Source organism: Actinosynnema sp. NPDC091369, from assembly GCF_044757065.1.
GTDB lineage: Bacteria > Actinomycetota > Actinomycetes > Mycobacteriales > Pseudonocardiaceae > Actinosynnema.
In genome coordinates this window covers 772,669-790,548 of the sequence record NZ_JBIVUG010000003.1, presented here as the reverse complement: position 1 = coordinate 790,548, position 17,880 = coordinate 772,669, and the positions used below count along the sequence as shown (strand labels likewise).

General features: G+C 72.5%; 12 protein-coding genes. 4 read left to right on the top strand and 8 right to left on the bottom strand.

Annotated features, from left to right (window positions below; genetic code table 11):
* Positions 1 to 179: 179 nt before the first annotated feature.
* From ACIQMJ_RS16345 to ACIQMJ_RS16325, 5 genes are all read right to left on the bottom strand, one after another.
* The gene (locus tag ACIQMJ_RS16345) at positions 180 to 2,540 is read right to left on the bottom strand and encodes a chitinase C-terminal domain-containing protein (RefSeq protein ID WP_499761773.1); all 2,361 of its coding nucleotides are present in this window, start codon (positions 2,538 to 2,540) and stop codon (positions 180 to 182) included.
* 107 nt (positions 2,541 to 2,647) lie between these two features.
* Complete coding sequence (locus tag ACIQMJ_RS16340) at positions 2,648 to 5,503, bottom strand: AfsR/SARP family transcriptional regulator (RefSeq protein WP_499761772.1); 2,856 nt, start codon at positions 5,501 to 5,503, stop codon at positions 2,648 to 2,650.
* A gap of 370 nt (positions 5,504 to 5,873) precedes the next feature.
* Positions 5,874 to 6,524, bottom strand: a complete 651-nt coding sequence (locus ACIQMJ_RS16335) for a DedA family protein (RefSeq protein ID WP_499761771.1) — start codon at positions 6,522 to 6,524, stop codon at positions 5,874 to 5,876.
* Between the two features lie 183 nt (positions 6,525 to 6,707).
* The gene (locus ACIQMJ_RS16330; protein ID WP_499761770.1) at positions 6,708 to 6,899 is read right to left on the bottom strand and encodes a DUF397 domain-containing protein; all 192 of its coding nucleotides are present in this window, start codon (positions 6,897 to 6,899) and stop codon (positions 6,708 to 6,710) included.
* A 17-nt stretch (positions 6,900 to 6,916) separates the two neighbouring features.
* Entirely contained in the window at positions 6,917 to 7,765 is an 849-nt protein-coding gene (locus ACIQMJ_RS16325; RefSeq protein WP_499761769.1) for a helix-turn-helix domain-containing protein, read from the bottom strand.
* 169 nt (positions 7,766 to 7,934) lie between these two features.
* Between ACIQMJ_RS16325 and ACIQMJ_RS16320 the strand changes: the two genes are divergently transcribed.
* Positions 7,935 to 8,258: a hypothetical protein gene (locus tag ACIQMJ_RS16320; RefSeq protein WP_499761768.1), complete on the top strand. Its 324-nt coding sequence runs from the start codon at positions 7,935 to 7,937 to the stop codon at positions 8,256 to 8,258.
* 336 nt (positions 8,259 to 8,594) lie between these two features.
* Here the strand turns inward: ACIQMJ_RS16320 and ACIQMJ_RS16315 are convergent, their stop codons facing one another.
* The 3 genes from ACIQMJ_RS16315 to gnd all read right to left on the bottom strand — a co-directional run bounded on the left by ACIQMJ_RS16315 (position 8,595) and on the right by gnd (position 13,194).
* Positions 8,595 to 10,799, bottom strand: a complete 2,205-nt coding sequence (locus tag ACIQMJ_RS16315; protein ID WP_499761767.1) for a SulP family inorganic anion transporter — start codon at positions 10,797 to 10,799, stop codon at positions 8,595 to 8,597.
* Positions 10,800 to 11,112: 313 nt separating this feature from the next.
* On the bottom strand, positions 11,113 to 11,730 hold the full coding sequence (locus tag ACIQMJ_RS16310; protein ID WP_499761766.1) for a rhomboid-like protein: 618 nt from the start codon (positions 11,728 to 11,730) through the stop codon (positions 11,113 to 11,115).
* 24 nt (positions 11,731 to 11,754) lie between these two features.
* Entirely contained in the window at positions 11,755 to 13,194 is a 1,440-nt protein-coding gene (gene gnd / locus ACIQMJ_RS16305; protein ID WP_499761765.1) for an NADP-dependent phosphogluconate dehydrogenase, read from the bottom strand.
* Positions 13,195 to 13,317: 123 nt separating this feature from the next.
* Between gnd and ACIQMJ_RS16300 the strand changes: the two genes are divergently transcribed.
* The 3 genes from ACIQMJ_RS16300 (at position 13,318) to ACIQMJ_RS16290 (ending at position 17,844) form a co-directional block, all read left to right on the top strand.
* Positions 13,318 to 14,325 (top strand): LacI family DNA-binding transcriptional regulator, encoded by a 1,008-nt coding sequence (locus tag ACIQMJ_RS16300; RefSeq protein WP_499761764.1) that lies wholly within the window; start codon positions 13,318 to 13,320, stop codon positions 14,323 to 14,325.
* Positions 14,326 to 14,490: 165 nt separating this feature from the next.
* Positions 14,491 to 16,368 (top strand): ricin-type beta-trefoil lectin domain protein, encoded by a 1,878-nt coding sequence (locus tag ACIQMJ_RS16295; RefSeq protein WP_499761763.1) that lies wholly within the window; start codon positions 14,491 to 14,493, stop codon positions 16,366 to 16,368.
* Positions 16,369 to 16,458: 90 nt separating this feature from the next.
* Complete coding sequence (locus tag ACIQMJ_RS16290) at positions 16,459 to 17,844, top strand: hypothetical protein (protein ID WP_499761762.1); 1,386 nt, start codon at positions 16,459 to 16,461, stop codon at positions 17,842 to 17,844.
* Positions 17,845 to 17,880: the final 36 nt, after the last annotated feature.

The window sequence follows — 17,880 nt, the reverse complement described above, 5'->3', positions numbered from 1 at the left end:
TTGCTCCTCGTGTCGTCCTGCTTCTCTCTGGTGACACGAACAGTCGTCCTGAGGTGGGTGGCCCGGCATCGGGTGTTCACGTGGGTTGCGGCGCTGGTGCCCTTACCCGCCGCCGTAAGGGGTGGCAGACGGCGGGTAAGGGATGCCTCAGGCGCAGGTCAGCGCACGTCGAGGGCCCCTCAGCAGGCGCCGAGGTCGCGCCAGACGCCCCACTCGCCGGTCGTGCCCGGCTCGTCGCCCTGCGTCCACCACTTGGCCTGCCAGCGCTTGCCCCGGTGGGAGACCTCGTTGCCGCCGTTGTAGACCTTGGCCCGGTCCCACGCGGGCGCGGTGCAGCTCGGTTGGCCGGTGGTCGTGGTGGTCGTGGTGGTGGTCGTGGTGGTGGTCGTCGTCGTGCTGGTCGTCGTGGTCGTGGTCTGGTCGGAACCGCCGCCGCGCGGGTGGTCGGAGGCGATGGCGTAGGACTGGCCGCCGAAGGTCAGCTTGAAGTTCGACGGCGAGGCGATGGGCAGCTGGTAGCTCAGCGCGACGTCGACCGACGCGCCGGGCGCGAGCGACTGCCAGGTCGGCAGCGTCAGCTCGACGTGCTGGAAGTCGCCCTTGAGCCCGCCGACGTTGCCGCCGGAGTGGCCCTTGGCGGTGACCCGGAGCCCGAAGCCGGACTGGTCGGCCATGCTGCCGGGCGCGCTGGTGCCGTAGTCGAACTCGATCTTCGTGCCGCCCGGCAGGGTGGTGGTCGAGTTGTTGGTCAGCTTCAGCTTCGGCGTGATCGGGTAGTTGTTGTCACCGAGGGCGAACCCGGAGACGGTGGCGCTCACGTCGAGCACCTGGCTCGGCGTGGTCCCGGCGGCCTTCCGCGCGCCGTACGGCGCCGCGCCGCGCAACCCCTCGTTGATCTTGCTGAGCAGGGTGTCGCCGACCGTGTACTGGCCCTTGGCGCTGTCGAAGCGGTAGTCGCCCGCCAGCTCCCAGATCATGATGCCGCCGATGCCCTTGTCCGCCACGTACTTGGCCTTGGCCGCGATCGACTGCTCGTCCTCGGTGGACAGGAACACCTTCTTGTCGGCGTTCCACAGCCACGGCGAGGTGAGCGTGCTGTCGTAGAACCGGGTGTAGGAGCCGGAGATCCGGTCGGTCGGGTCGTTGGCCGGGTCCAGGCCGTGCTGGGCCAGGTAGTCCGGGGTGATCTCGTTCTCCAGGTTCTTGGCGTGCCACATGGGGTTCACGCCCGACGGCACTTCCGCGCCGCCCGCGGTGGAGTCGTGCCACAGGTTGTCGATGCCGACCGCGCCGTTGCCGCACGGGGTGGTCGAGCCGACGCTGGAACCGGTGCCGGGCGGGCACTTCGTCTGGTCCGGCAGCGCGGCCCGGCCCCACAGCCCGTTCGTACCGCCGGTGACGCCCTGCCAGCCGCGGCTGTAGAACGGGACGCCGATGTTGATCCGGCCGGCCTGCATCGCGCCCCGGTAGTAGTGGTAGGCCCAGTCGGTGTTCAGGTAGCCCATGCCCTCGTACTGCGGCGCGGTGTAGACGCCGCCCGCGGCGAGCTCGCCGTCCTTGCCGTCGTCGTAGAGCGCGGCGTTCGGGCCGACGAAGTGGTTCCACGAGCCGTGCAGGTCGTAGCTCATCACGTTGAGGTAGTCGAGGTAGCGGGTGACCTGGTAAGCCTCCTGGCCGCGCAGGAGCCAGCCCGAGGCGGGCACGGCGGCGGTGAGCAGGTAGTGCCTGCCGTCCTGCGCCGAGGCGCGGTCCAGCTTCTCCCGCAACGTCTTCATGATCTTCTCGTAGCCCGCCCACAGCGTGCCGCGGTTGACGTTGGAGATCCAGAAGTCGTCCGGGTTGCCCGCGTGGTTGTTCGACGTGGCGTACTCGTAGTCGATGTCCACGCCGTTGAAGCCGTACTTGCGGATGAAGTCCACGGCGGAGTCGGCGAAGGCGTCCACAGTGGCCTGTGGCTGCGCGCCGAGCTTGTAGAAGCCGCCGGAGGCGTTGCGCGTGCCGTCGGCGTTGAAGAAGCCGCCCGTCTCCGCCCAGCCGCCGACCGAGATCAGCGTCTTCACGTTCGGGTACTGCTTCTTGTACTTGGAGAGCAGGTTGAAGTGGCCCTTGTACGGCAGCGACGGGTCGAGGTCGACGCCCGGCCAGGTCATGCCGGTGGAGGCGTTGTCCGGGCCGTCGGGCCCCACGGACACCCGGTTCTGCGCGTCGATGTGCGCGAACGCGTAGTTGAGGTGGGTGACCTTGGTCCACGGGATGTCGGACGCCAGGTAGGCGGGCGCGCCGTTGCGGCCCGTGCGCCAGCTGGTGAAGTAGCCGATGACGCGGCGGGAGTGGTTGGGGCCCAACGACTCGCGGCCGTCGGCGTCGTAGGCGGAGCAGTACGGGACGGCGACGCCGGGGGTCTGGTAGAGGCCGTCGGGACGGCACTCCTCCCCCGCGGCGGCGGCGGTGGGCGACGACGGGGACACGACGGCGACGACGAGTCCGGCCACCGCGGCGAGCAACGCCACGAGCGGCGACAACCTGGTTCTCCTGGACAAGGCCAGCACACCTCCTGCACGAGGCGGCGGCCACGACGCAGCCACCGAACCGTAAATAGGTCTAGACCTCTCTGTCAATAGGTCCAGACCATGCAGGGGTGGTGCGATCAGGCGGTCGTGGTGGCGCGGGCGCGGGCCAGCCGTTCCCGCACCTGGTCGGACTCCGGCGCGCCCAGCTCGGTGAACAGCGCCAGCGCCCGCTGCCAGTGCGCCACCGCGCCGGGCAGGCCCTGCCGGTCGAACACGGTGGCCAGCCGGTCGTGCGCCATCGCCTGGTGGTACGGGCTGGCCGCCGCCGAGGCCACCGACAACGCCGTGCGCGCCGACGTGACCGCGTCGCCGCCCTCCCCCGACTCCAGCAGCACCATCGCGAGGTCGGTGTGGCAGGTCGACTCGCCGCACTGCTCGCCGACCTCCCGGTACATCGTCACCGCCGCCCGCAGCCACGTCTTGGCCTCGTCGTAGCGGCGTGACGCCAGGTGCAGCAGCCCGAGGTTGTGGTGGGCGTTCGCCTCGGCCCACCGCGACCCGGCCGCCCGGCTGACCTCCAGCGCCTCCCGGTACGAGGCTTCCGACTCGTCCACCCGGCCCAGGAACTGCAACATGTCCGCGACCGTGGTCAGGGCTCTGGCCTGCGCGTTCACGTCGCCGGACGCCCGCGCCACCTCCAGCGCCTCGCGGTGGCGGGACAGCGACTCGTCCATCCGCTGAAACTGGGCCAGCGCGATGCCGAGGTTGAACAGCATCACGAACCGCGCCTCGGGGTCGCCCAGCCTCGTGGCGGCCTCCAGCGCGGCCTCCGTCGTGCTCAGCCACGTGGTCCGGTCCGCCCGCAGCCACAGGAACCGCGACAGCGTGTAGGGCAGCTGCCAGGCGTGCACCAGCCACCCCGGGTCCGAGCCCGGCACGGCGGCCAGCTCGGCGGCGGCGATGATGTTGGCCTGCTCGGCGTCCAGCCAGGCGATCGCCTCGGCCGACGTGGTCAGCTTCGGAGTCTCGGCGGGCACGTGCTCGGGCGCGACCCGCACGCTGCTGCCCCGCGTCACCGGCAGCCGGCCGTCGGCCAGGTCCGCGCAGTGCAGGTAGTGGTCGAGCATCCGGCCGGTCGCCTCGTGCCGCTCGGCCCCGGGCAGCTCGGCGGCCAGCGTCCGCATGTAGACGCGCACCAGGTCGTGCGCCCCGTACCGACCGGGCTCGTTGACCGACAGCAGGTTCGCCGCCGTCAACGCGTCCAGCGCGCGCTGCGCGTCACCCACCCGCACCTGCGCCATGGAGGCCGCCACGAACGCCGTCACGTCCGGGCCGGGGTGCAGGCCGAGCAGCGCCAGCAGCCGCGCGGGCAGCGGCGACAGCGCCCGGCGGGACGCGTCCAGCGCCGCCCGCACCGTGGAGTCCTCGTCCTCAAGGCCCAGGGCGGCCAGCCGGCCGTGCTCGTCGTCCAGCTCGGCGACGAGTTCGGCCACCCGCAACGACGGCGCGACCGCCAGCCGGGCGGCGGCGATGCGCAGCGCCAGCGGCAGCCCGTCGCACAGCACCGCCAGCCGGCGCAGCGCCGCGGCCTCCGTCGCGTCCCGGCCCGCGACCCGGCTGACCACGGCCACCGACGCGTCCGGGTCCAGCATGTCCAGCTCGACCAGCCGCGCCTCCGCGTGCGCGACCAGGCCGACCAACCGCCGGCGGGACGTCACCAGCACGCACGACGGCGGTCCGGGCAGCAGCGGCAGCAGCTCGGTCGAGCCGCGGGCGTTGTCCAGCATCACCACCATGCGCCGGTCGGCGATGAGCGTGCGGAACAGCGCCGACCGCTCCTCCACCGTCACCGGGATGTCCGGCGACGGCACGCCCAGCGTGCGCAGGAACCGGCTCAGCACCTCGCCCGCGCCCAGCGGCTCCTGGTTCGGGTCGTAGCCGTGCAGGTCGACGTAGAGCTGGCCGTCCGGGAAGTCCTCGCGCACCCGTTGCGCCCAGTGCAGGGCGAGCGCGGTCTTGCCGACGCCCGCCGGGCCCGTGACGACGAGGACCAGCCCGCCCTCCGGGTAGGACGCCAGCAGGCCGTCCAGGCGCTTGAGCTCGTCGTCGCGGCCGATCAGGGACGCCGAGGCGCGCGGCAGCTGGGCGGGTGTGATGGCGGGCGCGGACTCGCCCACCGGGCGCAGCGCCATCGGCCGGGTCGGGCGGTCCGGCTCGGGGTTCTCCCCCGCCAGCACGGCCTGCTGGAGCTTGCGCAGCTCCGGCCCCGGCTCGACGCCCAGCTCCTCCACCAGCACCCGGCGCGCCTCGCGGTAGACGGCCAGCGCCTCGGCCTGCCGCCCCGCCTGGCACAACGCGCGCATCAGCAGGCCGTGCCCGCGTTCCCGCAACGGGTGCTCGCCGACCAGCGTGGTCAACGACGGCACCAGCTCCGCGCCGCGGCCGATCAGCAGGAGCAGTTCGGCCCGCTCCTCCAGCACGGCGAGCCTGCGCTCCGCCAGCCGGCCGCGCTCGACCTCGGCGAACAGGCCCGCGACCCCGCCCAGCGGTTCGCCGCGCCACAGGCCCAGCGCCTCGTCCAGCGCGGTGGCCGCCGCGATCAGGTCACCGGCCGCGCGCGACCGGGCCGCCGCCGCCACGCCCCGCTCGAACTCGTCCAGGTCGACCTGCTGCGGGTCGACGCGGAGCAGGTAGCCGTCGCCGACGGAGGTCAGCAGCTCGGCCGGCGCGCGGCGGGCCCGGCTGGGCTCCAGCGCGCGGCGCAGCCCGGCCACGTAGGTCTGCACGAGGTTGACCGCGCTGGTGGGCGTGTTGTCGCCCCACACCGCCTCGATGATCTGGTCGCGACTGACCGGCGTGTTGCGGGCCAGCAGCAGCACCGCCAGCACGGCGCGCTGCTTGGCGGCGCCGAGGTCGACCTCCCCGCCACCGCGCACCGCCCGGAGCAGGCCGAGCACCTCGAACCGCAAGCGCTCGCCGTCGCCGTCTGCCACCGACCGATCCTTCGCCGACACGTTGAGACCCAGACCGAGCCTAGGAGATCACTTCAGTCCGGCTCCAGTCGTCCTGTAGCCGCATTCTTACGCTAAGCGTGTCCGATCAACCACACAGGGCGAACCCCGGTGAGCGAGGTTGGACCAGACAGCGGAACATCCGCTGCTCTCCCTGAACGACGAGGGCAGGCCGGCGTGCAAGGGGCATCCAGCCCGCGGCGGCGGAACGCCGGCCCGCCCTCGTCCCCTTCTCCACCCGGAGACGGGTCGTCCGGTAGGGGACGGCCCACCTCCATTGCCCTCCCCCCAGTGGAAGGGGCCGCGACCGGGACCGAACCCCCGGACGCGGCCCCTTCGACCACGTCCGGGGTCAGGCGACCTCTTCCAGCTCACGCGGCTCGGTCGCGGCCTTGGCGGACTTGCGGCGGCGGCGCAGGGTGATCACGACGCCGACCACGACGGCGACGCCCATCAGGCCCCACATGGCGCCGTTGAACACCGACTCGATGTACTTCGCCGACGCGCCCGCGGCCGAGCCGATGCCGATGTGCAGCGCCGACCAGCTCACCGCGCCCGCGATCGAGGCCGGCAGGAACCGGCGGTACTCCAGCTTCGACGCGCCCGCCGACGCGGGCACCAGGGTCCGCACCACCGGCATGAACCGGGCGAAGAACACCGCCCACGCGCCGCGCTTGCGCAGCAGCGCGCCCGCCTTGTCCCAGTGCTCCTGGCCGAGCTTGCGCACCACCTTGCTGTCCCGCAGCCGGTCGCCGTACCGGCGGCCGAGGAAGTAGCCGATGCTGTCGCCCGCCACCGCGCACACCGACACCACCAGCCACATCACCAGGAACCGGGACGCGCTGGTGACCGTGGTGGCGGCCAGCAGCAGCGCGCTCTCCCCCGGCGCGATGAAGCCCACGCCCAGCGTGCACTCCGCCAACGTCAACGCGCCCGTCACCGCGAGCACGGCGGGCTGCGGCAGACCGGCCAGCCCTTCCAGGGCGTCGGTCAGCAAGGCCATGGTTCATCCCCCTGTGGATCATGACGAGCACCGGAGTGCAGGCTAAGGGGAGTCCACCGCAACCACGCCGGGGGGCGCATCGGACCGGGGGCTGACCGGCCACCAGACCAAGGTCGTACGGGTACCCGGTCGAAAGTCAGGGGCGCGCCCTGAGGCACGCCCCCGAGGTGAACGGACCGGCGGTCAGGGCCGGTCGACCGTGCCGCCCTTCGCGGCGTCCACGAATCGCGACCACTGCGCGAAACCGAAGTCCAACTCGCCGCCGGTTCGGTTCTTCGAATCGCGCACGCCCACCCCGTTCGGGTCGAGCGCGATTTCCACGCACTCCGGGCCACCCGCGGACGACCGCGTGCTCTTGCGCCACTGGCGTTGCATGGCAGTTCACCTCGGATTCAGGCGAGCTCCCGCGCCACCCTCCCGATCAGCGCGGACGAGGCGGCCGGGTCGAGCGAGTCGGCGCTGAGCCGAGCGAACATGTCGGAATACCGGGCGACGTCCGAGGGCTGTTCCCAATAAACGTCGCCCTTCGGGCTTTCGATGTATACCACGGCCGGATCCGACTGCTCGGGAAACGACAGGATGACGAACGGACCGTCCATCGCAGCGTGACCGCCCGCCTCGAATGGGACGACCTGGAGGGTGATATTCGGCAATTCCCCGACTTCGTTCAGTCGCGTCAGCTGCTCGGCCATCACCTCCCGGCCGCCCACCAGCCTCCGCAAGGCTGCCTCGTCCACCACCGCGTGCAACGACAGCGGGTCGTCCTCCACCAGCAGCGCCTGCCGCGCCTTGCGCAGCTCGACCCGCCGGTCCACCTCGGCCGGCGCGGCGTCCGGCAGCACCGCCCGGATCAACGCCCTGGTGTAAGCCTCGGACTGGAGCAGGCCGGGCACCATCAGGCCCTGGTAGGTGCGCACCCGATCGGCGTCGGCCTCGAACCCGACGTAGCGGCCCGGCGCGATGTCGCCGAACTCGTCCCACCACGCCCGCCGCCGCGCGTCCCGCGCCAACTGCACCAGCTCGTCCAGCGTGGCCCGGTCCGCGCCGTAGGCCGACAGCATGTCGCGCACGTCGCGCGGGGTGACGCCGACGCGGCCGGTCTCGATGCGGCTGATCTTCGACGCCGAGCACTCCAGCCGCCCGGCGACGTCCTCGATGGTGAGGTCGGCCGCCTCGCGCAGCCGGCGCAGCTCGCTCACCAGCCGTCGCTTGCGCAGCGTCGGGCTGCTGCCCCGTGGCATGCGGAACACCTTTCGTCGACGGCCCCGACCCGGGGGCCGCAGCCCAGTCTGTGGCCGTGCGCCAACGGAGCAAAGTGACGTCATCCATTCGTGTACTGCAACTTGCAGACGGCCGGACGCGGTAACAGGCTGCGGTGAGCACACCGCCCCCAGGGAAGGAGCGCTGAAGGTGTCCACCACCGTCTTCAGCCAGCTCGACCGGTCCCTCCGAGAACACCTGGCCACGCTGGTCCGCCTCGCCTCGACCGGCGACGACGAGACGGCGGTCGAACTCGCCCGCTGCGAACTGCCCAGGGTGGTGACCGCGGTCAAGGCCCTGCTCGACGAGCACACGCCCGACGAGCACGGCCGCTGCCCCACCTGCCGCACCCGCCGCTGGAGCCGCCGCCCGCCCTCGCCGTGCCGGGCGTACCTCGGCGCGCAGCTCGCCCTCACCGTCGGCGGCGACGAGCCGTCCGGCAACCACCGCAAGCACCTGCGCAGCGTCGGCTAGCACCCAGCCCGGTCGGGCGACGCGCCTCCCCCGCAATCGAGCCCCACCAGCGCCGCCCGACCCCATCCGAGCCCCCACGCGAACCGACCCCGAGCCCCCGACCGGGACCGGCTCGGTGGCGAGGCTCGGCACGGGGTGGTCGGTCCGGTGAGGGGGCCGACCACCCCGTGTTCCATGGCCGCTGCTCCGCAGACGGCGGGCGAGGTCGCCGGGAAGTCGACCGTTCGCGCCCTGATTTCCGACGATCGAAAAGCGTGATCGTCGGAAATGAGGACGCGAACGGTCGACGCGACCTCGCGGTCAGCCGGATATGAGGCCGGGGCGGGAGCAAGTGGGTCAGGCGTGGACCGGGTGGAGGCCGTCGTGGTCGGGGTCGACCAGGTAGACGCGGGCGGTGGAGATGTCGAAGTACATCCCGACCAGGCGCAGGGAGCCGGTGGCCACGGCCTCGCGCACGCTGCGGTAGGCCAGCAGGTTGTCCAGTTGCTGGGCGACGTTGGCGACCGACAGGCGTTCGACCACGGGGAGCTCGGACTCGCCCGCGTGGAAGCGGATCAGGCTCGGTTCGACCGCCTTCAGCCACGTGTGCAGGTGGGTGCCCGGCCGGGTCGAGCCCTCCACGACCGCCTTCATCGCGCCGCAGTCGGAGTGGCCGCACACGGCGATCGTGTCGACCGCGAGCACCTCCACCGCGTACTCGATCGCCGCGCCCACCGAGTCGTCGCCGTCCAGCGGCACGAGGTTGCCGATGTTGCGCACGCAGAACAGGTCGCCCGGACCGCTCGTGGTGATCAGGTTGGGCACGACGCGGGAGTCGGCGCACGTGATGAACAGCTGGCGCGGGCGTTGGCCGCGCGCGGCCAGCTCCGCCAGGAACGGGCGGACCAGCGGCGCGGTGGTGCGCTCGAACTCGCGCATGCCGCGGATCATCGGGTCGACGTCCGCACGCGGACGGGGCACGGTGACGTGCCGGTGGCGCTGCCAGTGCGACCACGGCGCGAACCACCTCGGCAGTGGCGACAGCGGTGTCTTGCGCAGCGCGGGGATGCCCTTGGTGGCCTTGCTGAACCAGGTGTCGTGGACCTCGTCCACCTCGACGTGGCCGCCCAGCCGCTCGTAGCCGACGCGCCAGTCGTCGATCGCCTCGTACGCGCCGTGGTCGAGGAAGTCGATGTGCAGCTCCAGGACGACGCGCTGCCCCAACGGGATGGCGCGCAGCCCGCGCACCAGGCGCCCGGCGCCGAAGAACACCAGCGAGCCGCGGATCACCACGCGCCAGCCGTCGGGCTCCTGCTCCACGCGCACCGAGGCGCGGGTCAGCCGGTGCAGCGACCGCAGCGCCGCCAGCGCGACGCCCAGCAGCACGCCCTCCACCAGACCGAGCACCACCACGCCCACGAGGGTGATCGCGTAGGCGGAGAACTCCCCGTGCCGCCACAGCGCGCGCATCCGGCGCACGCTCACCAGCCGCACGCCCACCACCAGCAGCACGCCGGCCAGCGCGGCCAGCGGGATCAGCTCCAGCACCGAGCCCAGCGCGATCACGAACAACGCGATCCACACGCCGTGCAGCACGGTCGACGCGCGGGTGCGCGCGCCCGCGGCGACGTTGGTCGAGCCGCGGGCGATGCCGCCCGCGATCGGCAGCCCGCCCAGCGCGCCCGACACGGCGTTGGCGGTGCCCTGCGCGATCAGCTCGCGGTCGAGGTCGGCGCGCGGCCCGGTGTGCAGCTTGTCGACCGCGACCGCGGACAGCAGCGACTCCATGCTGGCCACCACGGCCACGGTGAGCACCGCGAACGCGATCCCGCCGAAGCCGCCGGACGGCAGTTCCGGCAGCACGACCTGGCTGAGCAGCTCGCCGGGCAGGTGCACCCGGTCCACGTCGAACCCGGTCGTCGCGAGCGTCGCCACCAGCACGGCCACCAGCGGCGCGGGCACGACGGAGGCGCGCGGCACCAGCGGCCACAGCACCAGCGCGGCGACCGCCAGCGCGCCGACGAAGACGGCCGACCACCGCACCTCCGTCGTGGCCACCTTGGCGAGGTTGTCCAGCACGGAGGTGGCCGCGGTGCCGCCGACGACGACGGCCAGCTGCCCGACCGCGATGCTCAGGCCGATGCCCGCCAGCATGCCGTGCACCACGGCGGGTGAGAGGGACAGCGCCATCCGGCCGAGCTTGGCCAGGCCGAACAGCAGTTGCACGGCGCCCGCGGCGAGCGTGATGGCCGCGGTGGCGGGCCAGCCGTACTCGGCGACGAGCCCGCCGGTGATCACCACCAGGCCGGTGGCGGCGCCGCTGATCTGCAACGGCGAGCCGGACAGGGAGCCGGCCACGATGCCGCCGACGACGCCGGAGATCAGCCCGGCCATCAGGGGCGCGCCGGTCGCGGCGGCGACGCCGAGCGAGAGCGGCACGGCGACCAGGAACACCACCACGGACGCGGGCAGGTCGTGCCGCAGCACGGTGCCCAGACCGCCCGGGGGGCCTGCCGTGGTGTGCTCGCCTGCGTGGGACTTGGTGGGGCGTGGGCGGTTCATGCCGCGGTCCTTCCTCCTGGCAAGGGGGTATCGCCCCACGCGGCGCGCGGGGTGTCGTCGTTCGGAGAGGAGTGCCTAGGGACGCGCTAAGGGCGGCAGCAGGCGCGGCCAGAAGGCGGCGAGTCGGAACTCGGCCCCGGCGCGGTGGTGAGGGTTCGCCACGGTGGCACCTCCGTGTCGGCACAAGGTGTCGGCACAGCCCGCGTCGCACAGGTCGCGTCCAGACCATGATGGCGGAGGAGGTGGGCGGTCTGACAGCCGTTCCACCCGGTCGTGTTGATCACGACCGGGGTCGTCACCCCTGGTGACGGACCTAGCGCCCGACGGCAGCGTAGGCGCGGGCGACCGCGACCGCGCCGCCGCACAGTCCGAAGAGGACGGCCACCACGTGCCCGACGGCGGCGAACTCGGGCAGCGCGCCGAACCACTCGGCGTCCACCAGGGGGTACGCGACGAGCAGTGCCAGCCACGGCACGCGCAGCACCACCGGCCCCAGCACGGTGATGGCGCCGGCCGCGGCGAACGCCACGTAGCCGACACCGACGTCGACCACGGCGGTCAGGTCGGTCGGGTAGGCACCCGAAGAGATGACGAGGGCCGTGACGACGACCGCGCCGACGTGTCCGATGAGGACCACGGCGACCGCCCGCCACGGGCCCACCTCGCGTTCCAGCGCGCCGAGGCAGATCAGCACGGCGACCACGGCGAGGGCGGTGGCCACCAGCCCGTCGCCGACGGGGTCGAGCACGAACGCGCTGCCCAGCACCGCGTTCACCGGGTGGTCGGCCAGGTTGGCCGCGTTCGTGCTCAGCGACGCCCGCACCTGCGCGGACATCCCGTCGGCGAACACGAACCGCATCAGCAGCGCGAGCCCCGCCACGGCCGACAGGTAGCCGGCCGTGACGGGGTGGCGCCGGGCATGCTCACGCACCCGGCCATGATCGGGCCGGTGGTCTCAGGCGTCCACTTGAGACCTGTCACCCGACCAGAGGGTGTGGAAGCTGCCCTCGCGGTCGGTGCGGCGGTAGGTGTGCGCGCCGAAGAAGTCGCGCAGGCCCTGGATGAGCGAGGCGGGCAGCCGCTCGGACCGCAGCCCGTCGTAGTACGCCAGCGCGGACACGAAGCCGGGCGCGGGCACGCCCGCGGTCACCGCCTTCACCACGACCCGCCGCCACGCCGCCTCGGCCGAGCGCACCGCGTCCCGGAAGTAGTCGTCCACGAGCAGCGACGCCAGCTCCGGGTCCTTGTCGTAAGCCTCGCGGATGCGGTCGAGGAACCGGGCCCGGATGATGCAGCCGCCGCGCCAGATCGTGGCCATCGCGCCCAGGTCGAGGTCCCAGCCGTACTCGGCGCTCGCCGCGCGCATCTGGTCGAAGCCCTGCGCGTACGCCACGACCTTCGACGCGTACAGCGCCTGCCGCACGTCCTCGACCAGCGAGTCGGCCGTGCCGCCGACGACCTCGGCGGGCCCGAACGCCGCCCGCACCGCCTGCCGCTGGCCCGCCCGCCCGGACAGCGACCGGGCGAACACCGCCTCGGCGATGCCGGTCACCGGCACGCCCAGCTCCAGCGCCTCCTGCACGGTCCAGCGGCCGGTGCCCTTCTGCTCGGCCTCGTCCGCGATCACGTCCACCAGCGCCGCGCCGGTGTCGGCGTCGACGTGGCCGAGCACCTCGGCGGTGATCTCGACCAGGTAGGACTCCAGGTCGCCGGTGTTCCAGCCGCGGAAGACCTCGGCGACCTCGGCGGGCGCCATGCCGCCGACCCGGTGCAGCAGGTCGTACGCCTCGGCGATGAGCTGCATGTCGGCGTACTCGATGCCGTTGTGCACCATCTTCACGAAGTGCCCGGCGCCGTCGGGTCCGACGTGCACGCAGCACGCCACGTCGTCCACCTTGGCCGCGATGTCCTCCAGCACCGGCCCGAGGTGCCGGTAGGACTCCTTCGAGCCGCCCGGCATGATCGACGGCCCGTTGAGCGCGCCCTCCTCGCCGCCGGAGATGCCCGCGCCGACGAAGTGCAGCCCGGCCTCCTTCAGCGCGGCCTCGCGGCGGCGGGTGTCGGCGAAGTGGGCGTTGCCGCCGTCGATCACCATGTCGCCGGGCTCCAGCAACGGCACCAGCTCGTCGATGACGGCGTCGGTGGGGGCGCCCGCCTTGACCATGATGATGATCTGGCGGGGCGTCTGGAGGCTCGCGACGAGCTCTGCCAGCGTCTCGGCGGGCACGAAGTCGCCCTCGTGGCCGTGGTCGGCGATCAGCGCTTCGGTGCGGGCGTGGCTGCGGTTGTGCACGGCGACGCGGTAGCCGTGCCGGGCGAGGTTGCGCGCCAGGTTGCTGCCCATGACGGCGAGCCCGGTGACGGCGATCCGCGCGGGTGCCTCGGAGGTGGTCATCTGCACAGCCTGCCGAAATCCGCGCGCGAGCGCACGTGTGCGCGCCCCCTGGGCCCCAGGTGGGCCGGACTACGTCCACACACCCTGTAACATCCTGAAACAACGGGTGGAACGGGGGCGCGCATGGCCAGGGCGACGGTGCGGGACGTGGCACGGGTGACCGGGCTTTCCATCGCCACGGTGTCCCGGGTGCTCAACGGTCAGGCGAACGTCGCCGAGCACACCCGCGAGCTGGTGCTCAAGGCCGTGGCCGGGCTGGGCGGTGAGGCGCCGCGCACGCGGGGCGCGAAGCCGGCGGGCCCGGTCTACGTGCGCTGCCCGTACCTGCTCACCGACTACTTCGGGTTGATCGTGTCCAGCGTCGCCGAGACGGTGGCCCGGCACGGGCGGCAGGTCCTGCTCAGCGCGGGCGTGTCGGCGCAGCGGGAGTCGGCGCTGCCGGGTCTCGCGGCCCGCTCCGACGTGGGCGGCGCGATCCTGATCCTGCCACCGGAGCCCGCCGAGGAGCTGGTCCGGCTGCGCGACCGCCGGTTCCCGTTCGTGGTGGTGGACCCGCGCACCGAGCTGCCGCGGGACGTGGCGTCGGTGTCGGCGGCGCACTTCGCGGGCGCGCGGCGGTTGATGGCGCACCTGGTGGAGCTGGGGCACCGGCGGATCGGCATCATCGGCGGGCCCGCCGACTGGCAGGCCGGCGACGGCAGGCTCGCCGGGTACGCGGCGGCGCTGTCCGACGTGGGCGTGCTGCCGTCGGCGGAGCTGCTGCGGCACGTGGACGAGCCGACCGAGGAGAACGGCCACCGGGTCGCCCGCGACCTGCTCGGCCTGGCGGACCGGCCCACGGCGCTGGCCGCGTTCAACGACAAGATGGCGGTCGGCGCGTTGCGGGCGGCCCGGGAGCTGGGCCTGGACGTGCCGGGTGACGTGTCGATCGCGGGTTTCGACGACCTCGACCTCAGCCGCGCCACCACGCCGGAGCTGACCACCGTGCGGCAGCCGTTGCAGGAGATGGGCCGGATGGCCGTGACGCTGCTGATGCGGCTGCTGGACCGGCACGAGCTGGAGGCGCTGCACGTGGAGCTGGCCACGGAACTGGTGGTCCGGGCGTCGACGGGGCCCGTGCCGCGCGGCTGACGGCCCGCGTTCCACCGTCTTTTCACGGTATTTACCGGTCTGAATGCACGACCTTGACACGGGTTCGGCGCCATTGTTTCCTTCACGTGCGGACAAGTTCCACAAATGTTCCACGTTGTTTCAGACTGCCGACCCCTGCCCACAACGTCGTGAAAGGAGTCCGGGGTGCCCTCTTCCCACCGTCGGGCTTTCGTCAGCGCCGGCATAGCCGTGGTCACCGCCACCGCCGCGCTCGCCGCTTCCCAACCCGCCGCGGCCGCGGGTGAGACCGTGAACGTCTACCTGACCACCACCTCCGACAGCGGCGGCCGAGTCGTCACCCGCGGCCTCCAGCAGCAGCCGTCGATCGCGTTCAGCGCCAACGGCGGCAGCGCGACCCACACCATCACCGTCAACGAGGGCACGACCTACCAGCAGTTCGAGGGCGGCGGCGCGTCGATCACCGACACCACCGCCTACCTGCTGCGCGGCGGTCCGGTGTCGGCCGCGACGCGGGACGCGGTGATGCGCAAGCTGTTCCACCCGGTCGACGGCATCGGCCTGTCGTTCGTGCGCAACCCGATCGGCGCGTCCGACCTGTCCCGGCCCGGCAACGTCTCGCTCGACGACACGTGCTGCGACCTCAACGACTGGGGCGCGAACGGCTACGACACCAACGTGCGGCTGCTGACGCAGCAGGCCAAGCAGCTCAACCCGCAGCTGCGGGTCAAGGGCGTGCCGTGGAGCGCGCCGGGCTGGATGAAGGACAACGGCCGCATGGACCAGATGGGCTGGCTCAAGTGGGAGTACGCGCCGATGTACGCGCAGTACTTCGTGAAGTACGTGCAGAGCTACCAGGCCGCGGGCATCCCGGTCGACTACGTGTCGGTGCAGAACGAGCCCAACTGCTGCCAGGCGTCCAACCCGACCGCGATGGACTACCCCGGCATGAGCTGGAACCCGGCCGGCCTGGTCGAGTTCACCAAGAACAACCTCTACCCGGCGTTCCGCGCGGCGGGCATCAACACCAAGGTGCTGGTGCACGACTGGAACTACGGCGACTACGCCAACTTCGGCTCCGGCGTCCTCAACGACGCGGGCGTGCGCAACGACCCGCTGTTCGGCGGCATCGCGTGGCACGGCTACTTCGGCGACCCGGCCGTCGGCACGCAGGTGCGCAACCAGTACCCGAACGTGAAGCAGTTCAGCACGGAGCACTCCGGCGGCACGTGGATCTCGAACCAGCACAACGAGGACATGGCCGACATCGTCAACTACGCCCGCAACTACAGCTCCAGCCTGGTGAAGTGGAGCCTGGCGCTGAACCAGAACATGGGCCCGCACAACGGCGGCTGCGGCACGTGCACCGGCCTGATCACCGTGCAGGAGGGCGGTTCGCGGGCCGGCCAGGTCGACTACACCGTCGAGTACTACACGACCGGGCACCTGACGAAGTTCGTCAGGCCCGGCGCGTACCGGATCGACTCGACCGCGAACGGCACCGTGCAGAACGTGGCCTACCGCAACCCGGACGGCTCCAAGGCCCTGATCGCGCACAACGGCGGCACGTCGGCGCAGTCGATCCGCGTCAACTGGGGCAACCAGTCGTTCACCTACACCCTGCCCGCCCGCACCTCGGCGACGTTCACCTGGCAGGGCACGCCCGGCAACGGCGGCGGCACGGGCGGTGGCGCGATCACCGGCCTGGCCGGCAAGTGCGTCGACGTGGCCGGTGCGAGCAGCGCGGACGGCGCGGCCGTGCAGCTGTACACGTGCAACGGCACGGCGGCGCAGCAGTGGTCGCGGCCCGGTGACGGCACGCTGCGCGCGCTGGGCAAGTGCCTGGACATCAAGGACCGCGGCACGGCCGACGGCGCCCAGTTGCAGCTGTGGAGCTGCGCGGGCGGCGCGAACCAGCAGTGGACTTACACCTCGGGCCGCGACCTGGTGAACCCGGCGACCGGCAAGTGCGTGGACGTCACCGGCAACAACAGCGCCGACGGCACCCGGTTGCAGATCTGGACCTGCACGGGCGCGGCCAACCAGAAGTGGACCATCGCCTGACCGCTGTCGGGTGATCCGCGCTACGGGGTCCCGCTCCGGCGGGGCGGGACCCCGCTGACAGCCGGCCGCGACGGGGCGAGAGTCGGGGGAATGACCCGATTGCTCGTGCTCGTCGCGGCCGTGTTCGCGGCGTCCCTGACCGCGCCGGCGGCGGCCCAGGCGTCGTGGGCGCTGACCACCGCGCAGCGCCAGGCGTACCTGAACCACTACGCACCCGTCATCCTCAAGCGGGGTGACGAGAACGACGGCAAGCAGGGCCGCGACTGGCTCGCGAACTTCGACTTCGACCGGGACGGCGTCTACGCCACCAACCGGGCGAACTGGGAGCTCGTCCCCCAGTACGTCGCCAACGCCGCGGGCTACGACCGGTGGCGGATCCGGCCGACGCTCTACACCGCGCTGCTGGAGTTCACCGAGAACGGCAGCAAGTCGTTGGTGCTGCTCTACCACGTCTACAACGCGGCCGACAAGGACGGCGACGAGATCCACGACTGGGAACGGGTGGAGATCGTGGTGCGCGGGGTGACCGGCACGCCGGGCGGCGCAGGCGAGTCTTTCGCCAACGCCACCGTGACGCACCACAAGGACCACGTCATGCGGCGGTCCTACGACCCGGACGTGAACTTCCTCCAGACGTCGACCGGCAAGCACCTGCTGCTGTGGCAGGCCGACGAGAGCGACTTCGACCTGCCCGCCGCCGGACCCCACGCGCACGAGCTGCGGTTCGTCACCGACACCTGGGCCCACGTCTCGGGTCGGATGGCGGCGGGCGCGAACGCCGAGGTCCGCATCTCCGGCAGCGACGACCGGCGCAACGTGCACTACGCGTTCACGCCCGAGGGCGCGGCGGGCGCGGTGGCGGCCCTCGGCGCCGTGCCGCTGACCTTCGCCAACGCGTCCGCGCAGGCCAGCCGGGTGGACAACGGCACGAAGGTGGCGTGGCCGCGGGTCAAGCGGCTGACGTACGAGTTGCAGGACCTGGCCGACATCGTGCCCACGCACTGGTCGCAGGCGGCGTGGCAGCGGCACTGGCTGGCCACCGACGTGGTGGACGTGCGGTTCGAGACGCCCGCGCTGGGCATCGGCACGGGCGTGCAGCGGTTCTACACCCGGTCCCGCGACGACGCCGCCTCCGACCTCACCGACGGCCGCGAGGGCTACCTGTCGAAGGCGTGGTTCTTCGGCGCGTACTCGGCCGAGCTGGACGAGGACACGCCGTCCGGGTCGGACGACTTCGGCGGGTTCGCGGGCACGGGCCTGGACAGCTCGGGCCGCAGCCGCGGCGCGGTCAGCGGCGACCTGGCGTCGCACGGCGCGTACTGGCGGCAGCACGAGTACTTCGTGCACTCGGGCGGGATCGACGACAGCGCGAGCCGCGAGGTGGGCGCGTGGCTGCCGCCGGGCTGGCACCTGGCGGCCGTCGGCGGCTTCGACGGCCGGTGGCAGCCGCTGTTCGACGACCGGCCCGACGCCTGACGTGGTGCCGGCCCGCCGCTGCTCGACCAGCGGCGG

What these genes read in the sequence shown, in the direction of transcription:
- ACIQMJ_RS16330 (WP_499761770.1), bottom strand. Translation starts at nt 6,899, where the DNA reads ATGCAACGCCAGTGGCGCAAGAGCACGCGGTCGTCCGCGGGTGGCCCG.
- ACIQMJ_RS16325 (WP_499761769.1), bottom strand. Translation starts at nt 7,765, where the DNA reads ATGCCACGGGGCAGCAGCCCGACGCTGCGCAAGCGACGGCTGGTGAGC.
- ACIQMJ_RS16335 (WP_499761771.1), bottom strand. Translation starts at nt 6,524, where the DNA reads ATGGCCTTGCTGACCGACGCCCTGGAAGGGCTGGCCGGTCTGCCGCAG.
- ACIQMJ_RS16290 (WP_499761762.1), top strand. Translation starts at nt 16,459, where the DNA reads ATGACCCGATTGCTCGTGCTCGTCGCGGCCGTGTTCGCGGCGTCCCTG.
- gnd (WP_499761765.1), bottom strand. Translation starts at nt 13,194, where the DNA reads ATGACCACCTCCGAGGCACCCGCGCGGATCGCCGTCACCGGGCTCGCC.
- ACIQMJ_RS16300 (WP_499761764.1), top strand. Translation starts at nt 13,318, where the DNA reads ATGGCCAGGGCGACGGTGCGGGACGTGGCACGGGTGACCGGGCTTTCC.
- ACIQMJ_RS16315 (WP_499761767.1), bottom strand. Translation starts at nt 10,799, where the DNA reads ATGAACCGCCCACGCCCCACCAAGTCCCACGCAGGCGAGCACACCACG.